The organism is Glutamicibacter uratoxydans (genome assembly GCF_006539925.1).
Lineage (GTDB): Bacteria > Actinomycetota > Actinomycetes > Actinomycetales > Micrococcaceae > Glutamicibacter > Glutamicibacter uratoxydans.
The window spans coordinates 104,762-118,866 of sequence record NZ_BJNY01000002.1 but is presented as its reverse complement, the minus strand read 5'-3'; the positions used below and the strand labels follow the sequence as shown (position 1 = coordinate 118,866).

Here is a 14,105-nt window from a genome sequence, read left to right as displayed (position 1 = left end):
TGCCGGCGGCGCATCGTAGTCTCGGGGCATGCCAGTGACGATTCGAACGATTCAAACCAGCATCCCCGCCGTGAAGCTTGGCCAAAGCGAGATCCGAGACGTCTTTGCCGCCCAGGAACACCTGACGAGGCTGGGCCGGCGGCTGATCCATACATCCTTTGATTCGGCGGCGATCAGCACCCGCTACAGCTGCGTCGCCGAGTTCGACGCGAGCACCCCGGTGCCGCAGGAACCGACCTTCTATGACCGCACTACCGGAGCGCTGCTCTCTCCCACCACCAGGCAGCGCAACCAGCATTACGTCCGCCACGCGCCGCAGTTGTTCATCCAGGCCGCGCGCCGGGCCCTGGAAGCCTGCCCGGACCTGTCGCCAGGCGATATCACCCATGTCATCACCGTCTCCTGCACCGGGTTTTACAACCCCGGACCCGACTACCAGCTGGTCCGCGAACTTGGCCTGAAGCCCAGCACAGTGCGCCACCACTTGGGCTTCATGGGCTGCTATGCGGCCTTCCCCGCACTGCGTGCTGCCTGGGACTTCTGCCGCGCCGACCCGAAGGCAGTGGTCCTGGTGGTCAGCGCCGAACTGTGCACCCTGCATGTGCACAGCTCCAACGACCCCGATACCATCATGGGCTCGGCGATCTTTGCCGACGGTGCGGCCGCCGCGGTGGTGTCCAGCGGGGAGCACTCGGGGCTGGCCATCGAGGATTTCCAGACCACGCTGACCCCGGTGGGGGAGGAGGCCATGGCGTGGAATATCGGCGACCACGGCTTTGAGATGGTGCTGGGCACCTACGTCCCGCATATTATCGACGAGAACATCACCGGCGCCCTGCAGCCCCTGCTGCACAACGGTCAGCGGGATATCCCTGTTTCAGAGATCCGCCACTGGGGCATCCACCCCGGCGGCAGGGCAATCCTGGACCGCATCCAGAAACGACTGGAACTGACCGATGAACAGTTGGCCCCGGCACGCCGCGTGCTGCGGGACTACGGCAACATGTCCAGCGCCACCGTCCTGTTCGTCTTGAAGGACATCGTCGAATCTGCGCGCCGGGAGCCGCCGGAGAAGGTCTGCGCCATGGCCTTTGGACCCGGCCTGACCGTGGAAACCGGGCTGTTCACCCTGAACCAGGAGTAGCCGATGCGCGCACTGCCCAGAGACGACGCCGCCATCGAAGAAATGGACCGGCCCGACTGCAGCGAACGCCTCCTGCGTCGCACCTATGCGCAATTCCCGCTGGTGAACCGGGCCGTCGGCGGCTGGCGGAAGAACTACGAGCAGTTCATCCGCCCCGTGCTTCAACGCCGCCGCCAGGCACGAATCCTCGACATCGGCTGCGGAGGCGGGGATATCGCCGTGGACCTCTACCGCAGGGCGCTGGCCGACGGATTCAGCGTCGCCGTGCGCGGCATCGATCCGGATCCGCGGGCCATTGATTTTGCCCGGGCGGCGGCCCTGAGCCGCGGGCTGCCGCGCCAGGCAGTGGAATTCCACCGCCAGAACAGCACCCAGCTGGCGGCTGAAGGGGCGGCCTTCGACGTCGTGATCTCCAACCACCTGATGCACCACCTGCACCCGGGCGAGCTGCAGCAGTTGATGGCGGACAGCGAAAAGCTGTGCACGGAGGTGGCAGTCCACAGCGACATCAGGCGCTCGCGGGCTGCGCTGGGCCTCTTTGGGGCGGCAACCCTGCCGCTGGCGGGAACATCGTTCATCCGCCGCGACGGGCTGACGTCCATCCGGCGCAGCTTCACCGCCGCAGAGCTTGCGCAGCTGGCGCGGCCAGGCTGGCAGGTCGAGGCGGGCAGGCCCTACCGCAACCTGTTGACCTGGCGGCCGGATCGCGATGGATGATGCGGCGGTCATCGGCGCCGGCCCCGTGGGCCTGTCGCTGGCGATATTTCTGGCACTGAGAGGCCAGCGCGTCAGAGTCTTCGAGCAGCGCAGCACGCCGAGCACCCATTCGCGGGCCATCGGGCTGCATCCCCCGGCACAGCAGATTCTTGCTTCCCTGGGCATCGGCGAGCAGCTGCAGGCGCTGGGAGTCCCCATCCGGCGCGGTCTGGGCATCTCGCGCGGCAAGCTCATCGGCGCCATGGACTTCAGCGTGCTGGGCGGCGAATACCCGCAGATCCTCTCGCTGCCGCAGGCGCAGACCGAGTCCCTGCTGCGGGCCCGGCTGCGGCAGCTGGCCCCCGGGGCGCTGGAAACCGGCTGCGCCTTCGAATCGGTATCTGCACTATCCGGGCGCCACGTGGAATTCAGCGCAGGCGGATCCAAGCATGGGGCACGATGGCTGGTTGGGGCCGACGGGGTGCACTCGCAGGTCCGCGCCCAGCTGGGCATCGGCTTCCATGGAAAAGCGCACCCGGACCGCTACAGCATGGGCGACTTCCCGGACACGACAGGGCTGCGGCATACGGCGGCGTTGTTCCTGCATTCCGAGGGGATCGTCGAATCCTTTCCGCTGCCCGGCGGCCTGCGGCGCTGGGTCGTGCGCACGGATCCTGCGGGCTGCGGCGGGACTAGCGCCGGGCTCGCCCGCCAGGTGGCCCGGCGCACCGGGTTCATCGTGGATCCGGAGCGCTGCAGCATGCACAGCAACTTCACCACCGCGACGCGCTTTGCCTCCTCGATGGCCCAGGGGCGGGTGGTGCTGTTGGGGGATGCCGCGCACCAGATCAGCCCGATCGGCGGGCAGGGGCTGTGCCTGGGGTTGGCTGACGCGCAGGCGCTGTCCCAGGCCATGGAGCAGGGCAGCGGGCTGGAGGAACTGTCCCTGTTCAGGTTGGCGGCCGCCCGCGCCGCGGCCCGCCGGGCCCGGATCAACATGTTTCTCGGCAGGCCGGCGCCCTGCTGGTCGCTGCCCTTGCGCGATGCCATGTTCCGGCTGGCTGCCTCGTCCGAACGCGTCCATCTCGCGGTGGCCAAAAGCTTCACCATGTCCCCCTAGGCGCCTTTGCCAAGTGGTGCCCAAACTCACCGAGAGATCTGCGCGAATACATGAAACAATGGATGGTGATGACTTCCAGCAACTCCACCACACTTTCCGCCGATGAGCGCAAGGCCCTGCGTCAAGAGCAGGCCGCGGCCCAGCGCGCCCAGCAGCTGCGCATTTCCAAGTCCCGTGCCGAGGCCGAGGGCCGTGCGCAGGTAATCCCTACAGCTGAAGGCTGGAAGCAGGAAATGGGCGCCGACGGCCGCCCGGAACTGCAGTTCACCACCAAGCGCCGTGTCTCCCAGCCGCCGGTGCACCTTGCAGACCTCACCCTTGCCGAGCGCCAGGAGAAGCTGAAAGAACTGGGCCTTCCGGCTTTCCGCGCCAAGCAGCTTTCGGTGCACTACTTCCAGCACTACACCACCGACCCGGCCAAGATGAGCGATCTGCCCAAGAACGGCCGCGAAGAACTGGTCGATGCCATGTTCCCGACCCTGCTCACCGAGGTCAAGCGGCTGACCACCGATGACGGCAAGACCATCAAGTTCCTGTGGCGCTTGTTCGACGGCTCGCTGGTCGAGTCGGTGCTGATGCGCTACCCGAACCGCATCACCCTGTGCATCTCTTCGCAGTGCGGCTGCGGCATGAACTGCCCGTTCTGCGCCACCGGCCAGGCGGGTCTGACCCGCAACATGTCCACCGCCGAAATCCTGGACCAGATCGTCCAGGCTAACCGCGTCATCGCGGAAGGCGGCCTGGGCGGGCAGAAGCATCCGGACGAGCGCGTGGGCAACATCGTGTTCATGGGCATGGGCGAGCCGCTGGCCAACTACAAGCGCGTCATGAACGCGGTGCACCGCATGGTCGCCGACGTTCCCGAAGGCTTGGGCATGAGCGCCCGCGGCATCACCGTCTCCACCGTGGGCCTGGTGCCGGCCATCCGCAAGCTGGCCGACGAGAACGTTCCTGTCACCTTCGCGCTGTCGCTGCATGCTCCGGATGACGAGCTGCGTGACGAACTGATCCCGGTGAACTCGCGCTGGAAGGTCGACGAGGCGCTGGATGCCGCCTACGACTACTACGTGAAGACCGGACGCCGCGTCTCCATTGAGTACGCGCTGATCAAGGACATGAACGACCACGAGTGGCGCGCCGAAATGCTTGCCAAAAAACTCAATGCCCGCGGCCGCGGCTGGGTGCATGTGAACCCGATTCCGCTGAACCCGGTGCCGGGCTCCATCTGGACCCGCAGCGAGCCTGACATCACGTCCAAGTTCGTGCGCCGCCTTGACGAGCTGGGCGTCCCAACCACGCTGCGCGACACCCGCGGCAAGGAGATCGACGGCGCCTGCGGCCAGTTGGCCGCCGACGGCGACAAGTAGTTTTATACAACAATGGCAGGGCAGAAGATTAATTCTTCTGCCCTGCCATTGTTGTTGCTGCGGAAGGGGTCTACTTCTCCACGGTGATCTTCAGATCCTTGGATTCTTCCTTGTAGGTCTTCTTTGAATCCTTCATTGCGAGCCGGGAGTAGTTCGCGGTGAGGTTGTCGGTGGTTGGATTCGGGACATAGTAGAGGCACCATCCCTCGGTGCTTTCGCCCTGGCGCACTGTTCCCATTGGAGTCAGCCCGGCCTTTTCCATTGCCTTCTTCTGGATGCTGGTTGAATCTCCGCGAGGGTATGGCGAGTCGGTGGAAGCCAGCTTGGTGTTGGTGCAGGAAGTGCCGTTGAAGTACTTGTCGCCGGCGGTGACCTTGTACTGTACTGCGACGTAGGTGTCCTTGCCCGGTGCTTCGGCGAATTCACCTTCGCCCTTGAAGTCCAGGGCGACCCCGGTGACCTGGAACTTATGGCCCATGACGGTGTCGGTGTAGCTCGGAGAGGTCGCCTTGTAGATCTTCAGTTTGCCGTTGTCCGCCTGCTTCGCATCAGCCTCGGCGGACTCAGTGCTCGATTCGCTTGCCGACTCGGTGGGGGAGCTGCTCTCGGTCGGGGAAGCATCGGTAGTCACGGGGCTTTCCGAAGTCGTCGAGGAAACAGTTGGCGAAGGAGTCGTGCTTTCACCAGCTTTATCCCCGCTGCCTGAACAGCCTGCCAATGCCAGTGCAGATGCCAGCGCCAGCGAAGTGAAACCTAGTGCTTTGGTACGTTTCATGTTTCCTCCAACGAGTAAGATCGTGTCGCAATTATTCATCTCAATGGATGGAAGCGATAAATTGATCTTACACACAAGAGAACTGTGATTGATCTATTTCGCAGATATATTAAAAGAAAATTTCTGCTGGATCCCAAGTGGCAGGGAAACCTAGAAGCCAACGTCCTGGGCGGCCTTGAGTGCTGAGGTGATTGCCGAGCCAAGGCCAAGAATGAAGCACAGAATTTCGACAAGGATCAGCAGCGGATGAATGGTGAAAATCCCGATGGCGGCCAAGGCGGCGCCGAAGAAGCCAAACACCGAAGGACGGTAGGCAGCTTCGTGTCCGGCCTTCCAAGCTTTGTCAGACGCTAATAACGCAGGGAAGCGGTAACCCGCAAGATGGTTTTGCGTCAGTTTTCCCGAGGCTGCCGCCCGGCAGGAGACTGCCGAGAAGAACAGCACCAGAGGCATGATTATGATCAGTGGAAGTAACCCGTTGGGTATCTGCATGGCGTTCACCGGCTTCTCTAACTTTGCTGCCTAGTGCCAAGGTAACGCCGGGTGAAGTGAAACAGCTATGAATATTAATGGCCAATCGTTGCATCTGGATGCTAAATGGCTGGAATGTCAGCGCCACAGGTAAGGTTCAGGTATGGCAGTCTCAGACCCACTATTTCTCGACAAGACCAACCCCGAATTGTGGAACTCCATTGGGAAGTTCGCCAATCAGGTCACCAAGTCCTACCAAGCGGCCGGCATTAGCGACCGCATCGCAGAACTCGTCAACCTCAGGGTTTCGCAAATCAACGGGTGCGCTTTTTGCCTTGACTTACATGCCCGCCGCGCCATGGCCGCCGGTGAGAGCATGCAGCGGATCAACCTGTTGAGCACGTGGAATGAGTGCGGAGGGCTGTTCGACGAGGAAGAGTGCGCAGCCCTTGGCCTGGCCGAGGCAGCCACCGATCTGCCAAGCTCTGAAGAACGCGTTGCCGCCGTGGCCACCGCACGCTTGGTGCTCAGCGACGAGCAGGTTGCCGCAATCCAGTGGATTGCGGTGGCGATGAATGCCTTTAACCGCATCTCGATCCTTTCGCGCCACCCCGTCAAGGAGCGCGAACTGGGGAAGTCGGCCAAGTAATGAAGGTTTCACAGCGCGGCCAGGTGCCACCGTTCGAGGTCATGCAGATTGTCGAGGAAGTTGCGCACCTGCGTGCCGCCGGGCATGACGTGATCTCGCTGTGCGTCGGGGAGCCGGGCGGCGGGGCACCCACGGCAGTTAACCAGCTGGCCGCTCAGCTGCATGAGCAGGGTGCCGACTTCGGCTACACGGCGACTGCGGGGTTGGCGCAGACCCGAGAGGCGCTGGCTTCACACTACTTCCGCAGCTATGGCGTTCAAATTCCGGCACGGAATTTTGTCATGACGACCGGTTCTTCCGGAGCGTTTCAGTTGGCCTTTCTGGCGGCCTTCGACGCCGGAGACAAGGTAGCGCTGGCGCGTCCAGGCTACCCGGCCTATGCGAATATCCTCGGAGCGTTGGGGCTGGATGTCATAGACCTTCCTACCGGTCCCGAGCAGAGATTCCAGCCAACAGTTGAAATTCTTGAACGGGCCTATGCCGAACATGGTGGTCTGGACGGGCTGGTGATTGCCTCTCCGAACAACCCCACGGGAACCATGTTCAGCGCCCAAGAGCTGGAGGCGTTGAGCGACTGGTGCGAAGAACACCAGGTGCGCCTGATCAGCGATGAAATCTATCACGGTATCGAGTTCGTCTCTGAGCGGCGGGGACACACCTCATGGGAGTTTTCCCGCAACTCGATCGTCGTTTCATCATTCTCCAAGTACTGGGGCATGACCGGATGGCGCCTGGGATGGATGATCGTTCCTGACGACCTCGTGACAACGGTCGACGCGTTGGCCTCCAACCTTGCCCTCTGCGCGCCGGCCCCTGCCCAGTGTGCAGTGGTAGCGGCGTTTGAGCCTGCGAGCATCGCGGAGGCCCAGCGCAGGGTCGCAGATTTTGCCGCAACGCGCGACCTGGTTTTGGGAAACTTCGACAAGTTCGGAATTGAAGAGGCTGCCCCGGCCGACGGGGCCTTCTACCTCTATGGCCGGCTCGGTCCGAAAATCCTGGATCGTTTTGGCTCTGCCAGTGCATTTTGCCGCGCAGTCCTGGAAGCTGTGCATGTCGCGTTGACTCCGGGCGGCGATTTCGATCCCTTTGAGGGCCAGCACTTCATTCGCCTGTCGTTCGCGGCAGGCTATGACAGGGTGGCCGAGGCACTTGAACGCGTCGACGGTTTTATCTCCCAGTCATTGCAGCCTGAGCATTAACTATTACCTGATCAGCCAGTAGCCAGCCACCGAAAGGACGGCTGGCTACTGACGTTAATGCGGACCTTGCGAACGGAAAATCCGTCTCCAAAAAAACTTTCAAAACCATTGTCAGCGCTTTGCAGTGTTATGTACCATTTTACATGTTGTGATCCAACTTACTCTCACAAGCGTCTTACCTCGATGCGACATCTTCGAATGCTCAGAGGAAATCTATGGAAACACTTACCGCGATCAGCGATGGATTATGGAACCCCATGGCGTATTTCGCCTTGGCTGTCGGACTCTTCTTCACGGTTCTCACCTACGGCGCGCAGTTCAGGCTGCTGCCCCATACGCTCACGCTCATCTTCAAGCCCAAGGTTGACGACTCTGGCATTGCGCCGCTGCAGGCGCTGCTGTTGACCATCGCCTCACGCGTCGGCGTGGGCAATATTGCCGGCGTGGGCACCGCCATCGCCGCCGGCGGACCCGGCGCCCTTTTCTGGATGGTCGTCTGCGCACTGCTCGGCGCTGCCAGCTCCTTTGCCGAATCCTGCCTGGCTCAGGTGTTCAAGCGCAAGATTAACGGCGAGCACCGCGGAGGCATGCCCTTCTATGTGAAATTCGGCCTGCGCATCAAATGGCTCGCCGCAACCCTCGCTGTCATGACGGCGGTGGGATATGGCGTCGTTTTCCCCGGCGTCCAGTCCAATAACATCGCCGCCGGGATGAAGAACGCCTTTGGGGTCTCCCCATGGGTCAGCGCCGTGGTGGTGACGGGCATTCTCGGCGTGGTGATCTTCGGAGGTACCAAGCGCCTAGTCAAGGCGGTGGACCTGATGGTGCCGTTCATGGCCCTGGGATACATTCTTGTTGCCTTGATCGTTGTCTTTGCGAACTTCACCGAAATCATCCCAGCGCTCCAATTGATCTTCGAAAGCGCTTTTGGTCTACATGAAGTGTTCGGCGGCATGGCCGGCATGGCCATCGCCTGGGGCGTGCGCCGCGCAGTATTCTCCAATGTGGCAGGCGTCGGCGAGGGTACCTATGGCTCGGCCGCCGCTTCGGCCAACCACCCGGCGACCCAGGGCCTGCTGCAGGGATTCTCCATCTTCATCGACACCGTGGTGGTCTGCTTTGCCACGGGCATCATGATCGTCATTACCGGTTCGTATAACGTGTTGTCTTCCAGCGGCGGCACGGTCGTTGAAAACCTTCCGGGAGTGGAGGCGGGAGCCGGCTACACGCAGAACGCCGTCGACCAGGTGCTTCCGGGCTTTGGCCCAAGCTTTGTCGCAGTGGCGCTGTTCTTCTTCGCCTTCACCACGCTGGTGGCCTTCTACTATATTGCGCATACCAATCTGGTGTTCCTCTTTGGCAGGGAGCCGGGCAGGGTGATGGCGCTGCTGCTCAAGCTCGGCATGCTGGCGATGACCTTCTACGGTTCGGTGGAGTCGGCCGCCGTGATCTGGACGCTTGGCGACATCGGCTACGCATCGCTGGGCTGGGTCAATATGGTCTGCCTGCTGTTCCTTGCGCCGATTGTGCGCAAGGTGATCCGCGACTACGACCGCCAGCGCAAGCTGGGCGTGGAGGTCCATTTTGACCCTCGGCCGCTGGGCATCGAGGGCGCGGAGTACTGGAAGGTGCGCTCGATCGAGCGCGAGCGCGGCTATGCGACGACGGAGCATGCGCCGCTTTTGGATAGCGAGGACCGCTGACGGGAAAGCGACAAAAATAATCAGCTTTTTCTATTGCACTGTAAAATTGTACATAGTACCTTTGGTGTAGCGGATCACAAACAAAGCTCCCGGTGGCGAGGTGCAGCCCCACCGTCCGCAACATGAACTTCATTGAAAGGAAGAACAAAGATGTCTCAGACTCGCAAGCCATGGCAGGGTGTACACGTTGCCTCCTCGCTGCAGTTCAACGAAGATTTCAGCATTGACTACGACGCCTTCGCAGAGCACGTGGCATTCCTGGCAGCCAACGGCTGCGACGGCATCGCCCCGAATGGTTCGCTGGGCGAGTACCAGGCGCTGAGCGAAGAAGAGCGCGCCCGTGTCATCACCACCGCCATCGACGCGGCCCCGGACGGCTTCACCGTCATGGCAGGCATCGGCTCCTACGGCGGCCTGCAGGCCCGCCACTGGGCTAACCAGGCCGCAGAAGCCGGCGCCTCCTCGGTCATGCTGCTTCCGCCGAACATCTACCGCGCCAACGACGACGAAGTCGTTGAGCACTACCGCCTGGTCGCCGAGGTGGGCATCCCGGTGGTTGCCTACAACAACCCGATCGACACCAAGGTGGACCTGACTCCTAAGCTGATTGCCCGCCTGTTCGAGGCCGGCTACATCGTGGGCGTCAAGGAATTCACCGGCGACGTGCGCCGCGCCTACGAAATCAGCGAGCTGGTCCCGGAACTGGACCTGCTGATCGGCACCGACGACAGCGTGCTGGAAATGGGCGTCGCCGGCGCTGTGGGCTGGGTATCGGGCTACACCAACGCCTTCCCGCAGACCATGATGGAGCTCTACCGCCTGTCCACCAGCGGAGACTTGAACGACCTGGAGAAGGCCAAGTCCCTCTACCGCGAATCGCACTCGCTGCTGCGCTGGGACACCAAGACCGAATTCGTCCAGGCCATCAAGCTGTCCATGGACCTGGCAGGCCTGAAGGGCGGCACCTGCCGTCCGCCGCGCGGCCCGCTGAGCGCCGAGTACCACGCTGCAATCACCGCAGACACCGAAGCCGCCCTGGCCCGCGGCTACAAGTAAAGAGCAGCACTTGCCCAGCCGGTGCCATGAAGATGAGAATTCTTTGTGGCACCGGCGCCGCCCACCAATCTCCAAAGGACGTCAATGCGCACCACCCGTGTATTCCACGCTGTTGATTCCCACACCGAAGGCATGCCCACCAGGGTCATCACCGGGGGAGTGGGAACCATTCCGGGCAAGACCATGGCTGAACGCCGGCTTTGGTTCATGGAAAACAGCGACCACATCCGTAAGCTGCTGATGAACGAACCACGCGGGCATGCGGCCATGAGCGGCGCAATCCTGCAGCCTCCCACCCGCGAGGATGCAGACTACGGCGTGCTCTACATTGAGGTTTCTGGCCTGCTGCCGATGTGCGGACACGGCACCATCGGCGTGGCCACGGTGCTGGTGGAAACCGGCATGGTGGAGGTGGTTGAGCCGGTCACCGATATCCGGCTGGACACCCCTGCCGGCCTGGTGGTCGCCTCGGTCCAGGTTGAAGATGGGCACGCTAAAGCGGTGACCATCCGCAATGTGCCGTCCTTCGTAGACCGGCTGGATGCCACCGTCCAGGTTCCCGGCTTTGGGGAAGTGGGCTACGACCTGGCCTTCGGCGGAAACTTCTACGCCGTGGTGGACCTGGAATCCCTGGGCCTGCCCTTCGAGCGGGAGAGCAAGCAGCAGCTGGTCGAGGCCGGGCTTGCCATCATGGAAGCCATCAACCAGCAGGACGAACCGGTGCACCCCGAGCGCAGCGACATCCGCGGCTGCCACCACGTGTACCTCAAAGCTCAGGGTTCCAACGCGCAGCACTCGCGCCACGCGATGGCCATCTACCCCGGCTGGTTCGACCGTTCGCCCTGCGGCACCGGAACCAGCGCCCGCATGGCCCAGCTGCACGCCCGCGGCGAGCTGGCCCTGGAGACCGACTTCCTCAACGAGTCGTTCATCGGCTCGCAGTTCACCGGCCGGCTGGTGGGAACGACCACCGTCGGGGACAAGGAAGCGGTGATCCCCACCGTCACCGGACGCGCCTGGGTCACCGGCACCGCACAGTACTTCTTGGACCCCACCGATCCGTTCCCGGAAGGATTCATCCTATGAGCCTGCCCTACCTTGATGCAGACACCCTGTACTCCCAGATCGGCCCCGCCGCCGCGGTGCAGATCCTGGGCGATGCGCTGGCGGCGGGGCTTGACCCGGAAGCCGATTCGCCCCGCCTGTTCGCGCCTACTCAGCGCGGAGAATTCCTGATCATGCCGGCGCTGGGTACCGAGCGCAACGGCGTGAAGGTGCTGACTGTCGACCCGCAGAACACCGCCGTGGGGCTGCCGAAGATCCAGGGTTCCTACCTGCTCTTCGACGCCGCCACCAGTGCAGTGATCGCGGTGCTGGACGGCACTGCCCTGACGGCCCTGCGCACCCCGGGCACCACCGTGCTGGCACTGCGCGAAATGGCCAAGGCCACGCCGTTCTTCAGCGCCAAACCGCAGGTATTGGTCTACGGCACCGGTATCCAGGCCAAGAACCATATCCGCTACTTCCATGCCCTGTTCGGCCAGTCCGAATTCGTGCTGGTAGGCCGCGCGCTGGCCAAGGCCCAGGCCGCGGCCGCAGAGCTGGCGGCCGAGGGCATCTCAATTCACGCCGAGGAAGACCCCGCGGTGGAGGAAGCGGATGTCATCATCTGCGCCAGTTCCTCGCCAGCTCCGCTCTTTGACGGTGCGCGGGTGGCGGGCCACGCACTGGTGGCGGCCATCGGCCAGCATGGGCTGGAGCACCGCGAGCTTGATGCGCAGCTGATGCTGCGGGCTGAGGTCATCGTGGAGGGCCGCGCCTCGGCGCTGCGCGAAAACGGCAACACCGTGGATCTGCACGCAGGCGGCCAGTGGCTCGGTCCCGCGCCGCTGAATGTCAGGGAACTGGCGGCGGGCCAGTTCACGCGTACCAAGGGCAGGCCAGCGGTGTACACCGGGGTGGGCATGGCCTGGGAGGACCTGGCGATGGCCAGTGCCGCTGTGGATTTATGCAATGTAGCATTGCAGTAAGTTGACAGTACCTATGGATGGGGAGCCATGAACGCCTTAGCGCTTGAACCACTGAATGAACGCCGCAGCCTGCGCGAAACCGTCGCGGAGAAGCTGCGCGCCGCCATCATCTCCGGAGACCTGGTCGAGGGCCAGCTGTACTCGGCGCCGGTGCTGGGCGAGGCGCTGGGCGTCTCCGCCACCCCGGTGCGCGAGGCGATGATGGACCTGACCCGCGAGGGCCTGGTGGAAACCATCAAGAACAAGGGCTTCAGGGTCACCGGCATGACCGACAAGGAACTTGAGGACATCGCCGCGATCCGCCTGCTCATCGAGCCGGAAGCCACCAGGCTGGCCGCCGAAAACCACAAGGCCGCCAACATCGACAAGCTCTCCGCCATGGCCCAGGACATCATCGCCGCCGCCGCGGCGAATGACATTGACGGCTACCTGAGCGCAGACCGCGCCTTCCACCACGAACTGATGGGACCCTGCGGCAACGCCGAACTGGTGGACCTGGCCACCAGCTACCGGATGCGCACCCGCCAATACGGGCTCAAGTCCCTGATGCGCGAGCGCAAGCTGACCACCATGGCCGCCGAGCACCTGGACATGGTCAAGCTCATGAAGAAGGGCGACAGCGCCGCCCTGCACACCCTATTGATCAAGCACATCTCGCACGCCCGCGGTTTCTGGAACGTCGGAGACCCGAACGACGAGGTCAAACGCAAGGACTAATGAATGGCACAAGGCAGTGACGTTCTCATCATCGGCGCCGGCATCATCGGCAGCGCCATCGCCTACTTCGCCGCCAAGCAGGGGCTGGGCGTCACGGTGCTCGACAGCGCCGGCCCCGCCTCCGGCACCAGCTCGCGCTGCGAGGGAAACATCCTGCTGTCCGACAAAGAACTGGGCCCAGAGCTGGAACTCTCCCAGTACTCGCTGGGCGTCTGGAAGAACGACCTGGCCGAGTTCGCGCAGCTGTGGGAATTTGAAGCCAAGGGCGGCCTGGTGGTCGCCTCCAAGGAATCCTCCCGGGCCTCGCTGGACCGGCTGACCACTGCCCAGCGCAGCAACGGAGTCACCGCCGAAATCCTCGACCGCAGCCAGCTGGTGGACGCCGAACCGCATATCAGCCCCGAGGCGCTGTCCGCCGCCTACTACCCGCAGGACAGCCAGGTCCAGCCGATGCTCGCCGCCTCCTGGCTGCTGCGCCTTGCCTGCGATGCTGGGGCAAGGTTCGTGCCCAACGCCCGCGTCACCGCCCTGCACCAGGAGCACGGACGGATCACCGGGGTGCGCAGCACCGCCGGGTTCTTCGCCGCCGGCAGCGTCGTGAACGCCACCGGCACCTGGGCCTCGAACATTGCCGGCATGGCAGAGGTGGCGGTTCCGGTGAACCCGCGCAAGGGCTTTGTCATGGTCACCGAACCGCTGCCGCCGAAGATCTTCCACAAGGTCTACGCCGCCGAATACGTGGACAATGTGGGCAGCTCCGATGCGGGCCTGCAAAGCTCCCCGGTGGTGGAGGGCACGCCTGCCGGCTCCATCCTGATCGGCTCCAGCCGTGAACGCGTGGGCTTCGACGGATCCGTGAACCTGGAGGCGCTCAAGGCGATGGCGAACAACGCCATCAACCTCTTCCCCTTCCTGCGAGATGTCAAGATCCTGCGCCACTACCACGGCTTCCGCCCCTACTGCCCAGACCACCTTCCGGTGATCGGCCACGACGAGCGCGCGCCTGGCCTATGGCATGCAGCCGGCCACGAGGGCGCCGGCATCGGCCTGTCGGTGGGCACCGGCAAGCTGCTGGCCCAGGCGCTGGCAGGCATGGACACCGACATGGACCTTTCCCCCTTTGCGCCGCACCGCTTTTCCAACCAGCCGCTCGTGAGCAAGGAGTCGTGAAACCAGTC

14 protein-coding genes are annotated in these 14,105 nt (G+C 63.3%); 12 read left to right on the top strand and 2 right to left on the bottom strand.

The features are described from left to right. Nucleotides 1-28 precede the first annotated feature (28 nt). The 4 genes from AUR04nite_RS02350 to rlmN all read left to right on the top strand — a co-directional run bounded on the left by AUR04nite_RS02350 (nucleotide 29) and on the right by rlmN (nucleotide 4,327). Entirely contained in the window at nucleotides 29-1,144 is a 1,116-nt protein-coding gene (locus AUR04nite_RS02350; RefSeq protein WP_141361563.1) for a type III polyketide synthase, read from the top strand. Between the two features lie 3 nt (nucleotides 1,145-1,147). Beyond that, nucleotides 1,148-1,861: a methyltransferase domain-containing protein gene (locus AUR04nite_RS02345; protein ID WP_141361561.1), complete on the top strand. Its 714-nt coding sequence runs from the start codon at nucleotides 1,148-1,150 to the stop codon at nucleotides 1,859-1,861. After that, nucleotides 1,854-2,960: an FAD-dependent oxidoreductase gene (locus AUR04nite_RS02340; protein WP_141361559.1), complete on the top strand. Its 1,107-nt coding sequence runs from the start codon at nucleotides 1,854-1,856 to the stop codon at nucleotides 2,958-2,960. Before AUR04nite_RS02345 ends, AUR04nite_RS02340 begins: the two co-directional genes overlap by 8 nt. 68 nt (nucleotides 2,961-3,028) lie before the next feature. Then, nucleotides 3,029-4,327, top strand: coding sequence for a 23S rRNA (adenine(2503)-C(2))-methyltransferase RlmN (gene rlmN / locus AUR04nite_RS02335; RefSeq protein WP_246055289.1), 1,299 nt, complete (start codon nucleotides 3,029-3,031; stop codon nucleotides 4,325-4,327). Between the two features lie 70 nt (nucleotides 4,328-4,397). On the opposite strand, the gene AUR04nite_RS02330 is transcribed toward rlmN, so the two are convergent. Then, nucleotides 4,398-5,102 (bottom strand): hypothetical protein, encoded by a 705-nt coding sequence (locus AUR04nite_RS02330; protein ID WP_141361557.1) that lies wholly within the window; start codon nucleotides 5,100-5,102, stop codon nucleotides 4,398-4,400. A gap of 150 nt (nucleotides 5,103-5,252) precedes the next feature. Then, complete coding sequence (locus AUR04nite_RS02325; protein WP_246055322.1) at nucleotides 5,253-5,594, bottom strand: SdpI family protein; 342 nt, start codon at nucleotides 5,592-5,594, stop codon at nucleotides 5,253-5,255. 142 nt (nucleotides 5,595-5,736) lie between these two features. On the opposite strand from AUR04nite_RS02325, the gene AUR04nite_RS02320 reads away from it, so the two are divergent. From AUR04nite_RS02320 to AUR04nite_RS02285, 8 genes are all read left to right on the top strand, one after another. Continuing rightward, entirely contained in the window at nucleotides 5,737-6,222 is a 486-nt protein-coding gene (locus AUR04nite_RS02320; protein ID WP_141361548.1) for a carboxymuconolactone decarboxylase family protein, read from the top strand. Further along, the gene (locus AUR04nite_RS02315; RefSeq protein ID WP_141361546.1) at nucleotides 6,222-7,421 is read left to right on the top strand and encodes a pyridoxal phosphate-dependent aminotransferase; all 1,200 of its coding nucleotides are present in this window, start codon (nucleotides 6,222-6,224) and stop codon (nucleotides 7,419-7,421) included. The genes AUR04nite_RS02320 and AUR04nite_RS02315 overlap by 1 nt, the downstream gene beginning before the upstream one ends. Nucleotides 7,422-7,636: 215 nt before the next feature. Then, nucleotides 7,637-9,124, top strand: a complete 1,488-nt coding sequence (locus AUR04nite_RS02310; protein ID WP_141361544.1) for an alanine/glycine:cation symporter family protein — start codon at nucleotides 7,637-7,639, stop codon at nucleotides 9,122-9,124. Between the two features lie 150 nt (nucleotides 9,125-9,274). Next, a complete protein-coding gene (locus AUR04nite_RS02305) occupies nucleotides 9,275-10,180 on the top strand; it encodes a dihydrodipicolinate synthase family protein (protein ID WP_141361542.1) in 906 nt (301 codons plus the stop codon). A gap of 84 nt (nucleotides 10,181-10,264) precedes the next feature. Then, nucleotides 10,265-11,266, top strand: a complete 1,002-nt coding sequence (locus tag AUR04nite_RS02300) for a proline racemase family protein (protein ID WP_141361540.1) — start codon at nucleotides 10,265-10,267, stop codon at nucleotides 11,264-11,266. Next, nucleotides 11,263-12,210: an ornithine cyclodeaminase family protein gene (locus tag AUR04nite_RS02295; protein WP_141361539.1), complete on the top strand. Its 948-nt coding sequence runs from the start codon at nucleotides 11,263-11,265 to the stop codon at nucleotides 12,208-12,210. Before AUR04nite_RS02300 ends, AUR04nite_RS02295 begins: the two co-directional genes overlap by 4 nt. 27 nt (nucleotides 12,211-12,237) lie before the next feature. Then, nucleotides 12,238-12,927: a GntR family transcriptional regulator gene (locus AUR04nite_RS02290; protein WP_141361537.1), complete on the top strand. Its 690-nt coding sequence runs from the start codon at nucleotides 12,238-12,240 to the stop codon at nucleotides 12,925-12,927. A 3-nt stretch (nucleotides 12,928-12,930) separates the two neighbouring features. Continuing rightward, a complete protein-coding gene (locus tag AUR04nite_RS02285; protein WP_141361535.1) occupies nucleotides 12,931-14,097 on the top strand; it encodes an NAD(P)/FAD-dependent oxidoreductase in 1,167 nt (388 codons plus the stop codon). Nucleotides 14,098-14,105 lie beyond the last annotated feature (8 nt).